Source organism: Burkholderiales bacterium, assembly GCA_036262035.1.
Classification (GTDB): domain Bacteria; phylum Pseudomonadota; class Gammaproteobacteria; order Burkholderiales; family SG8-41; genus JAQGMV01.
The window spans coordinates 148,522-167,613 of record DATAJS010000032.1 but is presented as its reverse complement, the minus strand read 5'-3'; the positions used below and the strand labels follow the sequence as shown (position 1 = coordinate 167,613).

The window sequence follows — 19,092 nt, the reverse complement described above, 5'->3', positions numbered from 1 at the left end:
GTCAGCCGACGAGCTGGGGCCGGGGCGGGGTCCCGGCCGATACGGTGAGGACCTCGAACCCCGAATCGGTCACGAGGACGGTGTGCTCCCACTGCGCCGACAGGCTGTGGTCCTTGGTGACGACGGTCCAGCCGTCCGCGAGCTGCCGGATATCGGCCTTGCCGGCGTTGATCATCGGCTCGACGGTGAAGATCATGCCCGGCACCAGCTTCATGCCGGCGCCCGGCCGGCCGTAGTGCAGCACCTGGGGCTCCTCGTGGAATTTGCGCCCGATGCCGTGGCCGCAGAACTCGCGCACGACCGAGAAGCCGTTGCCGAGGGCGTGGGTCTGCACCGCGTGGCCGATGTCGCCGAGCGTGGAGCCGGGCTTCACCGCCTCGATGCCGCGCCACATGCATTCGTAGGTGACCTCGCACAGCCGCCGGGCCTGGATCGACGGCTGGCCGACGTAGAACATGCGGCTCGTGTCGCCATGGAAGCCGTCCTTGATGACGGTGACGTCGACGTTGACGATGTCGCCGGGCCTGAGCTTCTTCTCGCCCGGAATGCCGTGGCACACCACGTGGTTGACCGAGGTGCAGACCGATTTCGGGAACGGCTGATAGCCGGGCGGGGCGTAGTTGAGCGGGGCGGGGGTGGCGCCCTGTTGCTCGACCATGTATTCGTGACACAGGCGGTCGACTTCCGCCGTGGTCATGCCCGGCTTGATCAGCGGGCCGATGTAATCGAGCACTTCGGCCGCGAGGCGGCCGGCGACGCGCATCTTTTCGACTTCTTCAGGGGTTTTGAGCGTTACGGACATGGCTGACCCGGACATGGGTCCGGGATACTGGATTCCAAGTGCTTGGTTTTTCAGGAAAGCCGGAATTGTATTGCAGAACTCGGGCCCGCGCCCGGCGCCACCGCGGGTTAACCTGCGGTTGAGGCAGGTCCGAATCCAGTGCTAAAATAGGCGGTTAGCTCAGTAACTTCAATTGAGCAGTCCGGTTACGGCCGGGGCGAGCCCCGATCGTAACCACACTACGCACATCCGCCGTAATTCAAGGGTGCCTTTCGAGCTCGGCCGCGGCCGGGGAAAAAGGTGTTGAGGGCGGATGGAGGCCTAACCCTCGTAAGGAGTCTTACATTGTCAGTCACCATGCGTGAAATGCTGGAAGCAGGTGTCCATTTCGGTCACCAGACCCGCTTCTGGAATCCCAAGATGGCCCCGTACATCTTCGGCCATCGCAACAAGATCCACATCGTCAACCTCGAGAAGACCCTGGCCATGTACCAGGACGCGCTCAAGTTCGTGCGCCAGCTCTCATCGAACAAGGGCACGGTCCTGTTCGTAGGCACCAAGCGCCAGGCGCGCGAGATCATTCGCGAGGAAGCGCAGCGCAGCGGCGCGCCGTACGTCGATTATCGCTGGCTGGGCGGCATGCTCACCAACTACAAGACGGTGAAAGGCTCCATCAAGCGCCTGAAGGACATGGAGCAGATGAAGCAGGACGGCACGTTCGAGCGCATCTCGAAGAAGGAAGGCCTGCTCTACACGCGCGAGATGGAAAAGCTCGAGCGCAGCCTCGGCGGCATCAAGGACATGAACGGCCTGCCCGACGCGATGTTCGTCATCGACGTGGGCTACCAGAAGAACGCGATCGCCGAAGCGAACAAGCTCGGCATCCCGGTGATCGGCGTGGTCGACACCAACCACACCCCGGACGGCGTCGACTACGTGATTCCCGGCAACGACGATTCGAGCCGTGCTATCCGGCTGTACGCACGCGGCATTGCGGATGCATACCTCGAAGGGCGTAACGACAGCCTGAAGGAGATCACCCAGGGCGGCGGCGACGAGTTCGTCGAGCTCGAGGAGAGCGAAGAAAACGAGGGCCGCTAGAGGCTGCGGCTAAGGGCGAACGAGGGCCGCTGGAAGCTGCGCCTAAGGGCGAACGAAGGGCGTTAGAGGCTTCGGCAAGAGGCGGAAGCTCGCTCAGGCTGAGAAACAAGGACCGGCTGAACGCCGGGCGACCGGCCGATCCCGCAAAAGAGCGCGGGGACGGGCGGTGCGCTAAAGGGGCGCGAGCCCCTTTTTTTTAAGATGGAGAGTACCGAAATGGCGGAAATCACCGCAGGCATGGTGCGCGAGCTGCGCGAAAAGACCGATGCCCCCATGATGGAGTGCAAGAAGGCGCTGACCGAAGCGGGCGGCGACCTCGGCAAGGCCGAAGAGATCCTGCGGATCAAGCTCGGCAACAAGGCGAGCAAGGCGGCCGGCCGCGTCGCGGCCGAAGGCGTGGTCGCGATCTACGTCGCGTCGGACGGCAAGAGCGGCGCGATCGTCGAAGTGAACTCGGAGACCGACTTCGTCGCCAAGAACGAGGAGTTCCGCGCGTTCGCGGATGCGCTCGCCAGGCTCGTCGCGGACAAGAATCCGGCGGACGTCGAAGCGCTGTCGTCCCAGTCGCTCGACGGCGGCAGCGTGGAAGAGCGCCGCAAGCACCTCGTGGGCAAGATCGGCGAGAACATGTCGGTGCGCCGCTTCCGCCGCTTCGACGCGCAAGGCAAGCTCGTGAGCTACATCCACGGCGGCGCGAAGATCGGCGTGCTGGTCGACGTGGTCGGCGGCGACGAGACGCTCGCCAAGGACATCGCGATGCACATCGCGGCGACCAAGCCGAAAGGTCTCTCGGACAAGGACGTGTCGGCCGAAGAGATCCAGAAGGAGCGCAACATCGCCGCGGCGAAAGCCGCGGAGTCGGGCAAGCCGGCGAACATCGTCGAGAAGATGGTGGAAGGCTCGGTCGCCAAGTTCCTGAAGGAAGTGACGCTGCTCGGCCAGCCGTTCGTGAAGAACGACAAGCAGACGATCGATCAGCTGCTCAAGTCGAAGAACGCGAGCGTCGCGGCTTTCGCGCTGTACGTCGTCGGTGAAGGGATCGAGAAGAAGAAGGACGATTTCGCCGCAGAGGTCGCGGCGCAGGTCCAGGCTTCGAAGGCGTAGCGACCGACCTCCAGGACCTCGACGCTCAACCCCAAAAGGCAAGGCCAGACCAGAACATGCCCGAATCATCGGCTTACAAGCGCATCCTTCTGAAGTTGAGCGGCGAAGCACTGATGGGGGAGGACAATTACGGCATCAACCGTCCGACGATCGAGCGGATCGTCGGCGAGATCGCCGAAGTGGCGAAGCTGGGCGTGGAGATCGCCGTCGTCATCGGCGGCGGCAACATCTTCCGCGGCCTGGCACCCGGAGCCTCGCACATGGATCGCGCGACGGCCGACTACATGGGCATGCTGGCGACGGTGATGAACGCGCTTGCGCTGCAGGACGCCATGCGCCGCGTGGAGCTGGTGAGCCGCGTGCAGTCCGCGCTCAACATCGAGCAGGTCGTCGAGCCCTACATCCGCGGCAAGGCGATGCGCTACCTGGAGGAAGGCAAGATCGTCATCTTCGCCGCGGGAACCGGCAATCCGTTCTTCACCACCGACACCGCGGCGGCGCTGCGCGGGATGGAGATGAACGTGGAGCTCGTGCTCAAGGCGACCAAGGTGGACGGCGTGTACACCGACGATCCCGCGACCCATCCGGAGGCGATGCGCTACAAGGAGCTCACCTTCGACGAAGCGATCATCAAGAACCTGAAGGTGATGGACGCGACGGCGCTGACACTGTGCCGCGATCAGAAGCTGCCGATCAACGTGTTCAGCATATTCAAACCTCATGCGCTCAGGCGCGTCGTCCTCGGGCAGGACGAAGGCACGATGGTGCACGTCTAGAGCGCACCCAACTTGCGAAGGAGCGGGGCATGATTGCCGACGTCAAGAAGACCGCCGAGCAGAAGATGAAGAAGAGTATCGAAGCGCTTCGCAACGATCTCGCCAAGGTGCGCACGGGGCGCGCCCACACCGGGCTGCTCGACCACGTGATGGTCGATTACTACGGGACGCCCACGCCGGTGCCGCAGGTCGGCAACGTGACGCTGCTCGATGCGCGCACCATCGGCGTCAACCCGTGGGACAAGAAGATGACGGGCGCGATCGAGAAAGCGATCCGCGATTCCGACCTCGGTCTGAATCCCGCCGCGATGGGCGACACGATCCGCGTGCCGATGCCGGCGCTCACCGAAGAGCGCCGCAAGGACCTCATCAAGGTCGTGCACAAGGAAGCCGAAGCCGCGAAAGTCGCGGTGCGCAACGTCCGCCGCGATGCGATCCAGCATCTGAAGGAGGCGCTCAAGAAGAAGGAAGTCGCCGAAGACGAGGAGCGCCGCGCGCAGGACGACGTCCAGAAGCTCACCGACCGCCACATCGCCGAGATCGACAAGCTGCTCCAGGCGAAAGAAGCCGACCTGATGGCGATCTGAGATGAGCGCCCATACCAGCTCCACTCTCGAGATTCCCGACACCGACGGCGTGCCGCGCCACGTCGCCATCATCATGGACGGCAACGGGCGCTGGGCGAAGCAGCGCTTCCTGCCGCGGGTGGCGGGGCACAAGCGCGGCCTGGAAGCGGTGCGCGCGACGGTCAAGGCGTGCGTGCGGCGCGGCGTCGGCTTCCTCACGCTCTTCGCCTTCAGCAGCGAGAACTGGCGCCGTCCGCAGGACGAGGTGAAGTTCCTGATGCAGCTCTTCATCGCCGCGCTGGAGCAGGAGATCGAGAAGCTGCACACCAACGGCGTGCGCTTCCGCGCGATCGGCGATCTGTCGCGATTCGAGCCGCGCATCGTGCGCCTGGTGCGCGAAGCCGAAGAGCGCACCGCAGGCAACAAAGGGCTCGTCCTCACCGTCGCCGCGAACTACGGCGGACGCTGGGACATGATGCAGGCGGTAAGCCGCATGCTCGCCGACAAGCCCGAGCGCGCGAACGGCTTCGAAGAAAGCGACCTCGCGCCGTATTTCTCGATGAGCTACGCCCCCGAGCCCGATCTCTTCATCCGCACCGGCGGCGAGCAGCGCATCAGCAACTTCCTCCTGTGGCAGCTCGCGTACACCGAGCTGTACTTCACCGACATGCTGTGGCCCGACTTCGACGCCGCCGCGCTCGACACCGCGATCGCCTCGTACCAGGAGCGCGAGCGCCGCTTCGGCCGCACGAGCGAGCAGGTGCAGGCGGGCCGCCGCGTCGCGCGCATCTCGGCCGGCTGACCCCGAGCCCAGGAGAACATCGATGCTCATGCAGCGCGTGATCACCGCCGTCATCGCGCTCGCGGTCTTCGGCGCTGCGCTGTTTTTCCTGCCGCAGGGCGCGTGGGCCGTGCTGCTCCTGGTCGTCCTCGCGCTCGGCTCGCACGAGTGGACCGTGCTCGCACGCATGGCCGGCGCCGCGCGCATCGCGTATATCGGGCTCATCCTCGTCTCGGCCGGGGCGCTGTACTTCCTGCCGCAGTTCGACGTGTACGTGTTCGCGCTGAGCGTCGCTTTCTGGGTGCTGGTCGCGCCGTTCTGGCTGGTGCAGCGATGGACGCTGCGTAACCTGCTCGTCCTCGCCGCCGCCGGCTGGATCGCGATGGTCCCGATGTGGGTCGCACTGGTCCGCCTGCAGCCCACGCCGTGGGCGCTGCTGCTCGTGATGTCCGTGGTGTGGATCGCCGACACCGCCGCCTATGCCGCCGGCAAGAGCTTCGGCAGAAACAAGCTCGCGCCGCTCATCAGTCCGGGCAAGACGTGGGAAGGCGCGCTCGGCGCGGCGATCGCGGTGGCGGTGTACTTCGTGGCGGTGCAGATGCTCGCCGAGCCCTCGAGCCGTTATTTCTCGATGGGCGTGGGCCTCGGCCTCTTCCTGCTGATCTTCGTGCTGTCGGTCGAAGGGGATCTCTTCGAATCGTGGCTCAAGCGCCAGGCGGGCGTGAAAGACAGCGGACAGCTCCTGCCCGGGCACGGCGGCATCCTCGACCGCATCGACGGTCTGACCGCGACCATGCCGCTCGCGGCGCTCGCTTTCCACCTGCGCTAGGACGATGGGCAGACCGCAAAATCTCACGATCCTCGGCTCGACCGGCAGCGTCGGCGCCAACACGCTCGACGTCGTGGCGCGTCATCCCGATCGCTTCAACGTCCATGCGCTGACCGCGAACACCCGCGTGGACACGCTGTTCTCGCAGTGCGTCGCGTTCCGGCCGCGCTACGCCGTCATGCTCGACGAAACCGCCGCGGACGCGCTCGCGCGCAAGCTCGGCGATGCGGGCGTCGAGACCGAGGTGCTGTGCGGACCGGAGGCGCTGGAGCGCGTGGCGAGCGACGCCGATGTCGATACCGTCATGGCGGCGATCGTCGGCATCGCCGGGCTCAAGTCCGCGCTGGCCGCCGCGAGCGCGGGCAAGAAGCTCCTCCTCGCCAACAAGGAATCGCTGGTGACGTCGGGCGAAGTCCTGATGAACGCGGCGCGCGCGGCGGGCGCGGCGATCCTGCCGATCGACAGCGAGCACAACGCCGTCTTCCAGGCGCTGCCGCGGCATTTCGACCGTGAGCTCGAGCCGGTGGGCGTGCGCCGCATTCTGCTGACCGCTTCGGGCGGGCCTTTTCGCTTGACGCCGCCCGGCGAGCTCGAGCATGTGACGCCCGAGGCCGCGTGCGCGCATCCGAACTGGATCATGGGCCGCAAGATCTCGGTCGATTCGGCGACCATGATGAACAAAGGCCTCGAGGTGATCGAGGCGCGGTGGCTGTTCAACGCAGCTCCCTCGCGGATCGAAGTGGTCATCCATCCCGAGAGCGTGGTGCACTCGATGGTCGAGTACGTCGACGGCTCGGTCATCGCGCAGCTCGGCAATCCCGACATGCGCACGCCGATCGCGCACGCGCTGGCCTTTCCGGACCGCATCGAGGCGGGCGTCGATTTCCTCGACCTGGCGCGCATCGGCGCGCTCAATTTCGAGAAGCCCGACACCCAGCGCTTCCCGTGTCTCAGGCTGGCGTACGAAGCGCTGCACGCGGGCGGCGCGGCGCCCGCGGTGCTCAACGCCGCGAACGAAGTCGCGGTCGCGAACTTCCTGGCCGGGGCCATGGGCTTCACCGAGATCCCGCGCATGATCGAAGCGGTGCTCGAGCGCTGCCCGGCAGGCGCCGTGGCGACGCTCGCCGACGTGCTCGCGGCCGATCGCGACGCCAGGCATTGCGCCGAGCGCTGGCTGGCCGAGCGCGCCGGCAAAAAACCGGGGAACACCGGGGCGCGTTCGGGGCTCTTATCTACGGTCACCACTACCGGCGCAAGCTCATGAGCTTCATCACCACGGTCGTCGCGTTCGTCGTCACGCTGGGCCTGCTCATCGTCGTCCATGAGCTCGGTCACTATCTCGTCGCGCGGCTGTGCAACGTGAAGGTCCTGCGCTTTTCCCTCGGCTTCGGCAAGCCGGTGTGGTCGCGGCGCTACGGGCCCGACCAGACCGAATGGGCGCTCGCCGCGTTTCCGCTCGGCGGCTACGTCAAGATGCTCGACGAGCGCGAAGGCGCGGTCGATCCGCGCGAGCTCGATCGCGCTTTCAACCGCCAGAGCGTCGGCAAGCGTTTCGCGATCGTGCTCGCGGGACCGGTCGCCAATTTCATCCTCGCGATCCTGCTGTACTGGATCCTCTTCATGCACGGGGTTCCGGGCCTGAAGCCGCTGGTCGGCGACGTGCCGCCGCAGAGCGCGGCCGCGACGGCGGGCTTCGCGAGCGGCGATGCGATCGAGCGCGTCGGCGACGAGCCGGTCGCCACGTGGCAGGACGCCCGCTGGGTCCTGCTCCAGCATGCGGTGAAGAAGGACCGTGTCCCCGTCACCGTGAAGACTTCGACCGGCGAGACGCGGGTGCGCGAGCTCGACCTCTCCGCGACCCGGCCCGAAGACCTCGACGGCGATTTCCTGCGCGCAGCCGGGCTCTCGCGCTTCAACCCGCCGATTGCCCCTGTCATAGGCAGGATCGAAGGCGGCAGCGCCGCCGAGCAGGCGGGGTTGAAGGCCGACGACGAGATCGCCGGCGTCGACAATGCCCCCATCAAGACCTGGGAAGATCTCGTCACGGTCGTTCGTGCGCATCCCGGCAAGCCGCTCACGTTCGAGGTTCGCCGCGGCGGCAGCGCGAGCTTCGTGCAGGTGACGCCGAAGGTCCACACCGAGAACGGCAAACCGATCGGCCGGGTCGGCGCGTATCCCAAGGCCGACCCGCAGACGGCCGCCCAGCTCATGACCGTGGTGAGCTACGGTCCGGTCGAGAGCATCGGCAAGGCGCTGTACAAGACGTGGGACACGTCGACCTTCAGCCTGAAGATGCTCGGCAAGATGATCGTGGGCGACGTATCGCTCAAGAATCTGTCGGGGCCGATCACCATCGCCGACTACGCGGGCCAGTCGGCGCAGATGGGCTGGGTCTCGTTCCTGCTGTTCCTCGCGCTGATCAGCATCAGCCTCGGCGTGCTCAACTTGCTGCCAGTGCCCTTATTGGATGGAGGGCATTTGATGTATTATGTCTTCGAGTTGATCAAAGGCAGTCCGGTCTCGGACAAAGCCATCGAAATCGGGCAACAGTTGGGCATGGCGCTGTTGTTCGTCTTGATGGCTTTTGCTTTATATAACGACATCAATCGTCTCATCTCTGGCTGAATAGATGCATTTTTTACGAGTCGGTGTTTTAGCGCTGGCTATCAGTGCAACTCCAGCGCTGGCAATCGAACCCTTCGTCATAAAAGACATACGCGTAGAAGGCATCCAGCGCACCGAAGCGGGCACCGTCTTCAGCTATCTCCCGGTCAAGGTCGGCGACACCATGACCGACGACAAGGCCTCGCAGACCCTGCGGGCGCTCTTCGCAACCGGGTTCTTCAGGGACGTCACCATCGAAGCCGAGGACGGCGTGCTCGTCGTCATCGTGCAGGAGCGCCCGTCGATCACGCAGATCGAGTTCACCGGCCTCAAGGAATTCGACAAGGAGACCGTGCTGAAGGCGATGAGCCAGATCGGTCTCGCCGAAGGGCGCATCTTCGACAAGGGTCTCCTGGACCGCGCCGAGCAGGAGCTGAAGCGCCAGTACCTGTCCCGCGGCCGTTATGCCGCGAACGTGAGCACCACGGTGACGCCGCTCGAGCGTAACCGCGTCTCGCTCAATTTCAGCATCGACGAGGGCGACGCGGCGAAGATCCGCCAGATCAGCATCATCGGCAACCAGTCGTTCAGCGAGAAAGACCTGCTCAAGCAGCTGAGCCTGACCACGCCCGGCATTTTCACGTGGTACACCAAGGCCGACCAGTACTCGCGCCAGAAGCTCTCCGCGGACCTGGAGACGCTGCGCTCGTACTACCTCGACCGCGGCTATCTCGAGTTCAACATCGAGTCGACCCAGGTCTCGATCACGCCCGACAAGAAGGACATCTACATCACCGTCGCGGTGAGCGAAGGTCCGAAGTACACGGTGTCGAAGGTGGACCTGGGCGGCGAGCTGCTGCTGCCCGAGGAAGAGCTGCGCAAGCTCATCACGCTCAAACCCGGCGAGGTGTTCTCGCGCGCGCGGGTGACCGAGTCGACCAAGGCGATCAGCGACCGGCTGGGCAACGAAGGCTACGCGTTCGCCAACGTCAACGCCGCGCCCGACCTCGACAAGGACAAGCGCCAGGCGGCCTTCACGTTCTTCGTCGATCCGGGCCGCCGCGTCTACGTGCACCGCATCAACGTCGCCGGCAATACGCGCACGCGCGACGAGGTGATCCGCCGCGAGATGCGGCAGTTCGAAGGCGGCTGGTTCTCCTCGCAGAAGATCGCCACCTCCAAGAGCCGCATCGACCGCCTCGGCTACTTCACCGAGGTGAACATCGAGACGCCGGCGGTGCAGGGCACGACCGACCAGGTCGACGTCAACGTCACCGTGGCGGAGAAGCCGACCGGTGCGGTGCTGCTCGGCGCCGGCTTCGGCAGCGGCGAAGGCGTGATCCTGTCGGGCTCGGTCACGCAGCAGAACATCTTCGGCTCGGGCAAGCACGTGTCGATCGGCCTGAACACGAGCAAGCTCAACACGACGTACGCGTTCTCGTACACCGATCCGTACTGGACCGTCGACGGCGTGTCGCGCGGTTTCGACGTCTTCATGCGCGAGGTCGACGCCGCCAACGCCGGGCTCGGCAATTACCAGACCAAGACCCTGGGCGCGACGATGCGCTTCGGGGTGCCGATCACCGAGATCGACACGATCAACTACGGCCTGGGCTACGAGCACACCGAGATCTCGACCTTCGCCGACAGCCCGCGGATCTACCTCGATTACGTCGCGACGTTCGGCGACAAGTCCGACGCGATCCTCGCCACCCTCGGGTGGACGCGCGACAGCCGCGACAGCCTGATCTATCCCACCAAGGGCACGATGCAGAAGGCCAACGGCGAGCTCGGCCTGCCGGGGGCGAGCCTGAACTACTACAAGGCGAGCTATCAGTACCAGCGCTATTTCCCCATCTCGCGCGACTACACGCTGATGCTCAACGGCGAGATCGGCTACGGCAAGGGCTACAACGACACCACGGCGCTGCCGTTCTTCAAGAATTTCTATGTGGGTGGGGTAAACTCGCTGCGCGGTTTCCGCGTGTTCACGGTGGGCCCCAAGGACATCGACGGCAATCCGCGGGGCGGCAGCAAGAAGCTGCTCGGCAACGCCGAGTTCCTGTTCCCGTTCCCGGGCATGCAGAACGAGCGCAGCGTGCGCATGAGCGCGTTCGTCGATACCGGCATGACGGCGGAGAGGTACGCGTTCGACGAGCTGCGCGTCGCGGCGGGGCTCGGGGTGCTTTGGGTGTCCCCGATGGGACCGCTTAAAATCAGCATTGCCGCGCCGCTCAAGAGCGAGCCGCTCGACCGGAAGCAGTTTTTCCAGTTCACGTTCGGCGGCGCGTTCTAGCAGAATGGCTCGCCCGGCGCGCGCGAGACCGCGCCCGACGAAGACGAAGGAGACGACATTGAAGTATTTCTACTCGACGCTCGCAGCCGTGGCGCTGTCGTCCGCGCTGTGGTCGGGCGCACCTACTGCCGCGGCGGCCGAGCTGAAGATCGGTTTCATCGACGCCGAGCGCATCAACCGTGAATCGGTGCAGGCCGACCAGGCCAGCAAGCGCCTCGAGAAGGAGTTCGCGCCCCGCATGCAGGAGCTCCAGCGCCGCGAAAGCCAGATCAAGGCGCTCCAGGGCCAGCTCGAAAAAGACGCCATGACCATGAGCGAGACCGACCGGCGCTCGCGCGAGCAGGAGCTGTCCCGCCAGACGCTCGACTTCCAGCGCCTGCAGCGCTCGTACACCGAGGACCTGAACCTGCGGCGCAACCAGGAGCTGCAATCGCTCTTCGAGCGCGCGAACCGCGTGATCAAGGCGATCGCGGAGTCCGAGAAGTACGACCTCATCCTGCAGGAGGCCGTCTACCGCAGTCCGCGCCTCGACATCACCGACCGCGTCCTGAAGGCGCTCGCTTCGGAGAAATAGGGCACGGCGCGCTGCCGGCGCCGCGATCATGAACGGCAGCTCTGTCACCTACACACTCGGCGAGATCGCCGCCAGGCTCGGAGGCGAGATCGTCGGCGATGCCGGCGTGCGGATCGACCGCGTCGCGACGCTCGATAACGCGGGCGACGCGTCCATCGCCTTCCTCGCCAATCCGCGCTATCTCAAGCAGCTCGCGACCACGCGCGCCTCGGCGGTCATCGTCGCGCCGGCCGCGCGCGACGCGACCGGGCTGCCGCGCATCGTCCACGACAATCCGTATCTCTATTTCGCGCGCGTGTCGGCGCTGCTCAGGCCCGCCCGCGAGGCCGTGCCCGGTGTCGATCCGACCGCGGTCGTCGCGCCCGACGCGCGCATCGACCCGTCGGCGCAGATCGGCGCCTATTGCGTGGTGGCGAGCGGGGCGAGCGTGGGGGCGGGCAGCATCGTCGGCGCGGGAACGGTATTGGGCGAGCACGTGAGCGTCGGGCGCGACTGCCGGTTCAACGCCGGGGTCACGGTCTACGCCGGCTGCACGTTCGGCGACCGCGTCATCGTGCATTCGGGCGTGGTCGTGGGCGCGGACGGCTTCGGCATCGCCATGGACGAAGACCGCTGGGTCAAGGTGCCGCAGGTCGGCGGCGTGCGCGTGGGCGACGACGTCGAGATCGGCGCCAACACCACCATCGATCGGGGCGCCATCGACGATACCGTGATCGAGGACGGCGTGAAGCTCGACAACCAGATCCAGATCGCGCACAACGTCAGGATCGGCGCGCACACCGCGATCGCGGCGTGCACCGGCATCGCCGGCAGCGTGCAGATCGGACGCTGGTGCCAGATCGGCGGGGCGGTCGGCATCGCGGGACACGTCACGATCGCCGACCGCGTGCACATCTCCGGCCACACCTCGATCACCAAATCCATCGATCAACCCGGCGTCTACAGCGGCGTCTATCCGTTCGAGACCAACCGCGAATGGCGCCGGAACGCAGCGCAAGTGCGTCATCTTGCCGAGATCGCGCGGCGCCTCGCCGCGCTCGAGGAAGGACTCGCGGAGCTGAGAAGGAGCCGCTCTTGAACACAATGGACATACACAAGATCCTCGAGTACCTGCCTCACCGCTATCCGTTCCTGATGGTCGACCGCGTGCTGTCGTGCGAGGCGGGAAAGAACATCGTCGCGCTCAAGAACGTGACGATGAACGAGCCGTTCTTCCCGGGGCATTTCCCGCACCACCCGGTGATGCCGGGCGTGATGATCATCGAGGCGCTCGCGCAGGCGGCGGCGATCCTCACGTTCTCGACCGAAGGGCACAAGGCCGATCCGAACATCCTCTATTACTTCGTCGGCATCGACAACGCGCGCTTCAAGAAACCGGTGACGCCCGGCGACGCGCTGCACCTCGACGTTTCGCTCACGCGCTACATGCGCGGGCTGTGGAAGTTCCACGGCAAGGCGCTCGTCGACGACGTCGTCGCGGCCGAGGCGGACCTGCTCTGCACCATACGCCACGTCAACCAGGAGCAGGCGCGCTCCGGCGGCGAATGAGATGAGCGGGGCTGCAGGCATACACCCGACCGCCCTCGTCGACCCGGGCGCGGCGATCGGGAGCGGCGTCGAGATCGGGCCGTATGCGGTGATCGGGCCGTTCGTCGAGATCGGCGACGGCTGCCGCATCGGCCCGCACACCGTGATCGACGGGCACACGCGCCTCGGCGCGAACAATCGCGTCTACCAGTTCTCGTCGATCGGCGGCCCGCCGCAGGACAAGAAGTACCAGGGCGAGCCCACGCGGCTCGAGATCGGCGACAACAATACGATCCGCGAGTTCTGCACGCTGAACACCGGCACGGTGCAGGACGTCGGCGTCACGCGCATCGGCGACGACAACTGGATCATGGCCTACGTGCACATCGCGCATGACTGCCAGATCGGCAACCGCACGATCTTCGCCAACAACGCGCAGCTCGCGGGGCACGTGCACATCGAGGACGAGGTCATCCTCGGCGGCTTCACGCTGGTGCACCAGTTCTGCCGCGTCGGCGCGCACAGCATCACCGGCCTGGGCACGGTGGTGCTCCAGGACATACCCCCGTACGTCAAGGCCTCGGGCAATCCGGTGCATCCGTACGGCATCAACTCCGAAGGGCTGCGCCGACGCGGCTTTTCGAACGAGGCGATCAACGGGATCAAGCGCGCGTACCGCACGCTGTATCGATCGGGCCATACGCTGGAAGAAGCCAAGGCCGAGCTCGCCTCGCAGGCGGCGGAGCAGCCCGACGTGCAGCGCTTCGTGGATTTCCTCGGCGTCGCCAGCCGCGGCATCGTTCGCTAGAGGGCTGCCTTGGCGACGCGCAAGGCGGCTTTCCGGCAGTCGAATGTCATCGGCATCGTCGCCGGCGAGCCTTCGGGCGATCTCCTCGGCGCGCACCTCATACGCGCGCTGAAGGCGCAGAGGCCGGACCTGCGCTTCGTCGGCATCGCGGGACCGAGGATGGAAGCGGCGGGCGCCGAATCGCTGTTCCCGATGGAAAAGCTCGCGGTGCGCGGCTACGTCGAAGTGGTCAGGCACTACTGGGAGATCGCCGGCATCCGCCGCAGGCTGCGCGATCACTTCCTGCAGACGCCGCCGGCGGCGTTCATCGGCGTCGACGCGCCGGACTTCAACCTCGGCCTGGAGATCGACCTCAAGCGCGCCGGCATCCCCACCGTGCAGTACGTGGCGCCCGCGGTGTGGGCCTGGCGGCGCGAGCGGGTGCAGACGGTCAAGCACGCGGTGAGCACCCTGCTCACGCTGTTTCCGTTCGAGGCGCGCATCTTCGAGAAGGAGGGCGTGTCGGTGCGCTACGTCGGCCACCCGCTCGCCGACATGCTCGAGGAGCTGCCGCCGATCGAGGCGGTGCGCGAGGAGCTGCGCATCGCGGCCCACATCCCGGTGGTCGCGATGCTGCCCGGCAGCCGCGTCTCGGAGCTCGAGAACATGGCCGAGCTCTTCATACGCACCGCGGTGAAGCTCGACGAGGCGATCCCCGGGATAAGGATCCTGGTGCCGTTCGCGAGCCGCACGACCAAGGAGCTCTTCGAGACCGCGCTCGCCAAGGTCTCGCCGGAAGAGCTCAACCTGACCCTGATGATCGGTCACTCGCTCGAAGCGATGGCGGCGGCGAACGCAGTGCTCGTCGCCTCCGGCACCGCGACCCTGGAAGCGGCGCTGCTGAAGCGCCCGATGGTGATCACCTACAAGGTCTCCAGGCTCTCGTACTGGGTGTTGAGGCGCCGCGCGTACCAGCCGTTCCTCGGGCTGCCCAACATCCTCGCGGGCGAGCAGATCGTGCCCGAGCTCGTTCAGGACGCGGCGACGCCGGACGCGCTCGCGCAGGCGCTGCTGAAATGGCTGCAGGACGAAGAGGCGTGCGAAGCGCTCGACGCACGGTTCGAAGCGATGCGCCGCGCGTTGCGGCAGAACACCGCCGAGAAGGCGGCCGCGGCGGTTATCCCGTTACTTCCTCGGGCGCGGGCCTGACCGTGCCGAGCGCTGCGATCAGCGATTCGAGCGCTCCGCGTTCGCGCTCGACCGTGACGAGCTTGCCGCGGACACGACACGCTTCCTCGAGCCGCGCGTAATAGGCAGGGTCGGATTCCGCGCGCCGCATCGCGTCGGCGAGTGCGCGCTCATCGCCGACCGCGTAATAGCCGGGGTAATCGCGGCCGAGCATGCCGATGTTGCCCGAGATATCCGAAGCGATCACCGGCACGCCGATGGTGAGGGCTTCGGACACGACGTTGGCGCCGCCTTCCATGCGCGAGCTGATCACCATCGCGCGGGCGCGCGCGAGCATGCGCATGGCGCGCCAGTGCGGGAGCTCGCCGAGCCAGCGATAGCGGGGCTCTCGCGCCATCCACGCACGCGCTTCGTCGTCCGAGCCCGGGTCGAGCGCGCCGCCGATATGGGTCACGTACGCGCGCGACTGCGTATCGATATGCGCGAGCGCAGCGGCGCCGCGGAAGGGATCTTTCTCCGCGCGCAGATGGCCGCTCACCACGAATTCGAAGCACGTCGCGAGAGGCGCCGCGCGCGCTACGGCGCGCGCGGACTGGTAGATCGCACGAGTCTTCGCGCGCAGGCGCGGCGCGAGCTCGTCGATCGCGGCGTCCTGCAGCACGACGAGCTTCGTGGCGAGCTCGAGCGAGCGCTGCGCGGAAGCATCGTGCACGATGTCGCGATAGACGTCGGTGCCGGTGAGCACGACGACCAGCGGGTGCTGCGGATACCGCGCGGCATAAGCGGCGATCGAATCGTGACTGCGCCGCGCGTGCAGCGCGACGAGCACGTCGGCGGCGGCGCCGCTCCACGTCTGCTCGATCCTGACGCGGTGGCCTGCGGCGCGGAGGAATGCGGCCCAGCGCGCGGCGGTGTTGCGGTTACCACTGCGCGATCCGGGACGCGCGGGTGTGACGATGCAGATTCTCACGGGAGGCACGCTAAACTGTCGCGTGACTATAGCAAAGCGTTGACGGCATGACGTCGGACCCTTCGAGCGCGGATGCGCTCATGCGGCAGCTTCGGGAAGCGCGCGCGCGCTTCCTCGGGCTCGCCGCCGATCTCACGGGCGAGCGGCTGCTCGGGCCGAAGCTCGCGATCGTCAATCCACCGTTATGGGAGATCGGCCACGCGGCGTGGTTCCAGGAGCGCTGGTGCCTGCGTTACGCGGGAGAAGGCGAACCGCTGCGGCCGTCGATCCTCGCGCACGCGGACGCGCTCTACGATTCCGCCGCGGTCGCCCACGATACGCGGTGGGACCTGCCGCTGCCGACGTTCGAAGCGACGCTCGGCTACCTCGACAACGTCCTCCGGCGCGTGCTCGAGCGCCTCGACGCACAGCGCTGCGCCCACATGCGCTACTTCGCCTGGCTGTGCGCGATGCACGAGGAGATGCACTGCGAAGCGCTGAGCTATACGCGCCAGACCCTTGGCTACGGTCCGCCGCCCCGGACCGGCTCGCGAGTGCCGGGGGCGCGGTTGGGGGCGAGCGGCGATGTCGAAATCCGCGGCGGGACTTTCACGCTCGGCGCCCGCGACGACGGGCGTTTCGTCTTCGACAACGAGAAATGGCTGCACGAGGTGCAAGTCGCTCCGTTCGCGATCGCCAAGACCGCGGTCACGAACGACGCCTTCGCCGCATTCGTCGACGACGGCGGCTACGAGCGGCCCGAGCTGTGGAGCGTCGATGGCTGGCGGTGGCGATCGGCCGAGCGCGCGGAACATCCGGTGTACTGGCGCCGCGAAGCCTCGTGGTGGCGCGCGCGGATCTTCGACGCCTGGCGGCCGATCGACCCCCACGCCGCGGTGATCCACGTCAACTGGTACGAAGCCGACGCGTATTGCCGGTGGGCAGGACGGCGGCTGCCGACCGAGGCCGAATGGGAGCTCGCGGCGGCGGGCATGGAAAAGCGGGACTATCCGTGGGGTGTCGAAGCGCCGGGTCCGGAGCGCGCGAATCTGCACGGCGCATCGGACTACACGTGCGATGTCTCGGCGCTCGCGATCGGCGACAGTGCCGACGGCTGCCGGCAGATGATCGGCAACGTCTGGGAATGGTGCGCCGACGCGTTCGCGCCTTATCCGGGATTCGTCGCCGATCCGTACAAGGAGTATTCGCAGCCGTGGTTCCACACCCACAAGGTGCTGCGCGGCGGCTGTTTCGAGACGCGTCCTGCGCTGATCCGCAACACGTGGCGCAACTTCTATACGCCCGATCGGCGCGACGTGTACGCGGGCTTTCGCACCTGCGCGCCGCGCGCATGAGGCACGTCACCTCCGCCGACAACGCGCAGTTCAAAGCGCTGCTCAAGCTCCACCAGTCCTCGCGCGAGCGCAAGAAAGCCGGTCGGTCGCTGCTCGACGGGGTGCATCTGGTGCAGGCTTACGTCGAGCACGTCGGCGCGCCGGACCAGGTCGCCGTGTCGCGATCGGCGCTCGCCGACCCGGAGATCGCGGCGCTGCTCCGCTCGAAGCTCATGCCGGAGCCGCTCGTGCTGGGTGACGGGCTCATGCGCGAGCTCTCGTCGGTGTCGACGCCGACGGGTCTCATCGCCGCGGTGAAGACGCCGCGCGCGCGGGAGGTGCCGGAGAAGCCCGCCGCCTGCGTGATGCTCGAAGACATCCAGGATCCCGGCAACCTCGGCTCGATCCTGCGCTCGGCGGCCGCGGCGGGCATCGATGAGGTCTACCTCTCGCCCGCGTGCGTGCAGGCGTGGTCGCCGCGGGTGCTGCGCGCGGGCATGGGCGCGCATTTCGCGCTGCGCATCTACGACGCGATCGACTTGCACGGCATCGCGCAGCGCTACGACGGCAGCGTCTTAGCGGCGGCGGGAGACGGCGACGTCCCGTATTACGACGCCGACCTGAGCGGCCGTGTCGCGCTGATCTTCGGCAACGAAGGCGCGGGTATCAGCGCGGGGCTGCGCAAGGCCGCGCATCGCACGATCTCGATCCCCATGCCCGGCAAAGCCGAGTCCCTCAACGTCGCCGCCGCCGCGGCAATCTGCCTCTTCGAGCGGGTCCGGCAGCTCGCTCGCAAACCGTAGGGTGCGCGCGAGCGCACCGCGTTTTTAAAAGCTTTTTAACCGCAAAGGACGCAAAGGACGCAAAGGAAAAGCGATGAGGCGGGTGAGCAATCTCGATGTCGGTGCACTTGAGCACGAGACGCCGAAGCGTACCGACCGAGGAAAACCTTTGCGTCCTTTGCGTCCTTGGCGGTCGATCGCTTTTTACACCCCAGAGCCGAGCGATCAGTAAATTCTGCGCACGAGCTTGGCCTCGTGCAGGATGGTCGTCGCGAGCTCTTCGACCGACTTGCTGGTCACGTCGAGGTACGGGATGCCTTCCTGGCGCATCAGCGCTTCGGCTTCCTTCACCTCGTATTCGCAGTTCGCGAGCGTCGCGTACTGGCTGCCCGGCCGTCTTTCGGTGCGGATCTGGGAGAGCCGCGCGGGCTTGATCGTGAGGCCGCGGATGCGCCCGCGCAGCGGCCTGAGCTGGCTCGGCAGTTGCATCGTGCTGAAATCTTCCGGGATCAGCGGGTAGTTCGCGGCGCGTATGCCGAACTGCATCGCCATGTACAAGCACGTCGGCGTCTTGCCGGAGCGCGACACGCCCACCAGGATGATGTCGGCGTCGGACAGCTCGCGCGTGGTGACCCCGTCGTCGTGACCGAGCGCGTAATTGACCGCGTCGATCCGGTGATAGTAGTTCACCAGATCGTTGACGCTGTGGCTGCGGCCGATCGCGTGCGAAGCACGCTCGCCGAGCTCCTTCTCCAGCGGCGAGATGAAGATCTCGAAGCAGTCGAGAAAGAGCGCATTGGCGGCCCCCACGATCTGCGCGATCTCGGTGTTGACCAGCGTGCTGATCACGATCGGGCGCATGCCCTCCTTGCCCGCGGTCTCGTTGATCTGCGCGACGATCTCGTGCGCCTTGTCGACCGTGTCGACGAAGGGCAGGGTGACCTCCTGGAAGCGCACGCCCTCGAATTGCGTGAGCAGGCTGTGGCCGAGCATCTCGGCGGTGATGCCGGTGCGGTCGGAAATGAAGAAGGCGACGCGTTTCTGGGAGGTCATCGTGCGTTACAGGGAACCCGGGGGCTTCCGGTAAAATAGCGTGTTTTCCAGGGCGGCACA

At 66.4% G+C, this 19,092-nt stretch carries 19 protein-coding genes; 16 read left to right on the top strand and 3 right to left on the bottom strand.

What is annotated here, in order from left to right; all coding sequences use genetic code 11:
- Position 1: 1 nt before the first annotated feature.
- Positions 2-802, bottom strand: a complete 801-nt coding sequence (map, locus tag VHP37_32745) for a type I methionyl aminopeptidase (protein ID HEX2831147.1) — start codon at positions 800-802, stop codon at positions 2-4.
- 324 nt (positions 803-1,126) lie between these two features.
- On the opposite strand from map, the gene rpsB reads away from it, so the two are divergent.
- The 14 genes from rpsB to lpxB all read left to right on the top strand — a co-directional run bounded on the left by rpsB (position 1,127) and on the right by lpxB (position 14,935).
- Positions 1,127-1,882, top strand: a complete 756-nt coding sequence (gene rpsB / locus VHP37_32740; protein ID HEX2831146.1) for a 30S ribosomal protein S2 — start codon at positions 1,127-1,129, stop codon at positions 1,880-1,882.
- 216 nt (positions 1,883-2,098) lie between these two features.
- Positions 2,099-2,986 (top strand): translation elongation factor Ts, encoded by an 888-nt coding sequence (gene tsf, locus VHP37_32735; GenBank protein ID HEX2831145.1) that lies wholly within the window; start codon positions 2,099-2,101, stop codon positions 2,984-2,986.
- Positions 2,987-3,042: 56 nt separating this feature from the next.
- Complete coding sequence (pyrH, locus tag VHP37_32730) at positions 3,043-3,762, top strand: UMP kinase (protein ID HEX2831144.1); 720 nt, start codon at positions 3,043-3,045, stop codon at positions 3,760-3,762.
- A gap of 29 nt (positions 3,763-3,791) precedes the next feature.
- On the top strand, positions 3,792-4,349 hold the full coding sequence (gene frr / locus VHP37_32725; GenBank protein HEX2831143.1) for a ribosome recycling factor: 558 nt from the start codon (positions 3,792-3,794) through the stop codon (positions 4,347-4,349).
- Between the two features lies 1 nt (position 4,350).
- Positions 4,351-5,130, top strand: coding sequence for a polyprenyl diphosphate synthase (uppS, locus tag VHP37_32720; GenBank protein ID HEX2831142.1), 780 nt, complete (start codon positions 4,351-4,353; stop codon positions 5,128-5,130).
- 22 nt (positions 5,131-5,152) lie between these two features.
- Positions 5,153-5,938, top strand: coding sequence for a phosphatidate cytidylyltransferase (locus tag VHP37_32715; protein HEX2831141.1), 786 nt, complete (start codon positions 5,153-5,155; stop codon positions 5,936-5,938).
- A gap of 4 nt (positions 5,939-5,942) precedes the next feature.
- Entirely contained in the window at positions 5,943-7,202 is a 1,260-nt protein-coding gene (ispC, locus tag VHP37_32710; GenBank protein ID HEX2831140.1) for a 1-deoxy-D-xylulose-5-phosphate reductoisomerase, read from the top strand.
- Positions 7,199-8,563, top strand: a complete 1,365-nt coding sequence (gene rseP / locus VHP37_32705) for an RIP metalloprotease RseP (GenBank protein HEX2831139.1) — start codon at positions 7,199-7,201, stop codon at positions 8,561-8,563. Before ispC ends, rseP begins: the two co-directional genes overlap by 4 nt.
- A 4-nt stretch (positions 8,564-8,567) precedes the next feature.
- Entirely contained in the window at positions 8,568-10,838 is a 2,271-nt protein-coding gene (gene bamA / locus VHP37_32700; GenBank protein HEX2831138.1) for an outer membrane protein assembly factor BamA, read from the top strand.
- Between the two features lie 58 nt (positions 10,839-10,896).
- On the top strand, positions 10,897-11,412 hold the full coding sequence (locus VHP37_32695) for an OmpH family outer membrane protein (GenBank protein HEX2831137.1): 516 nt from the start codon (positions 10,897-10,899) through the stop codon (positions 11,410-11,412).
- A 28-nt stretch (positions 11,413-11,440) separates the two neighbouring features.
- Entirely contained in the window at positions 11,441-12,490 is a 1,050-nt protein-coding gene (lpxD, locus tag VHP37_32690; GenBank protein HEX2831136.1) for a UDP-3-O-(3-hydroxymyristoyl)glucosamine N-acyltransferase, read from the top strand.
- On the top strand, positions 12,487-12,960 hold the full coding sequence (gene fabZ, locus VHP37_32685) for a 3-hydroxyacyl-ACP dehydratase FabZ (protein HEX2831135.1): 474 nt from the start codon (positions 12,487-12,489) through the stop codon (positions 12,958-12,960). The genes lpxD and fabZ overlap by 4 nt, the downstream gene beginning before the upstream one ends.
- Before the next feature lies 1 nt (position 12,961).
- A complete protein-coding gene (gene lpxA, locus VHP37_32680) occupies positions 12,962-13,747 on the top strand; it encodes an acyl-ACP--UDP-N-acetylglucosamine O-acyltransferase (protein ID HEX2831134.1) in 786 nt (261 codons plus the stop codon).
- Between the two features lie 9 nt (positions 13,748-13,756).
- On the top strand, positions 13,757-14,935 hold the full coding sequence (gene lpxB, locus VHP37_32675) for a lipid-A-disaccharide synthase (protein ID HEX2831133.1): 1,179 nt from the start codon (positions 13,757-13,759) through the stop codon (positions 14,933-14,935).
- Here the strand turns inward: lpxB and senB are convergent.
- Positions 14,904-15,884, bottom strand: a complete 981-nt coding sequence (gene senB, locus VHP37_32670) for a selenoneine biosynthesis selenosugar synthase SenB (protein ID HEX2831132.1) — start codon at positions 15,882-15,884, stop codon at positions 14,904-14,906. The two genes, lpxB and senB, sit on opposite strands and share 32 nt — an antisense overlap.
- Before the next feature lie 80 nt (positions 15,885-15,964).
- On the opposite strand from senB, the gene senA reads away from it, so the two are divergent.
- Both senA and VHP37_32660 read left to right on the top strand, forming a co-directional pair.
- The gene (gene senA, locus VHP37_32665; GenBank protein ID HEX2831131.1) at positions 15,965-17,218 is read left to right on the top strand and encodes a selenoneine synthase SenA; all 1,254 of its coding nucleotides are present in this window, start codon (positions 15,965-15,967) and stop codon (positions 17,216-17,218) included.
- On the top strand, positions 17,215-18,000 hold the full coding sequence (locus VHP37_32660) for an RNA methyltransferase (GenBank protein ID HEX2831130.1): 786 nt from the start codon (positions 17,215-17,217) through the stop codon (positions 17,998-18,000). Before senA ends, VHP37_32660 begins: the two co-directional genes overlap by 4 nt.
- 204 nt (positions 18,001-18,204) lie before the next feature.
- On the opposite strand, the gene VHP37_32655 is transcribed toward VHP37_32660, so the two are convergent.
- The gene (locus VHP37_32655) at positions 18,205-19,032 is read right to left on the bottom strand and encodes a pyruvate, water dikinase regulatory protein (GenBank protein HEX2831129.1); all 828 of its coding nucleotides are present in this window, start codon (positions 19,030-19,032) and stop codon (positions 18,205-18,207) included.
- Positions 19,033-19,092: the final 60 nt, after the last annotated feature.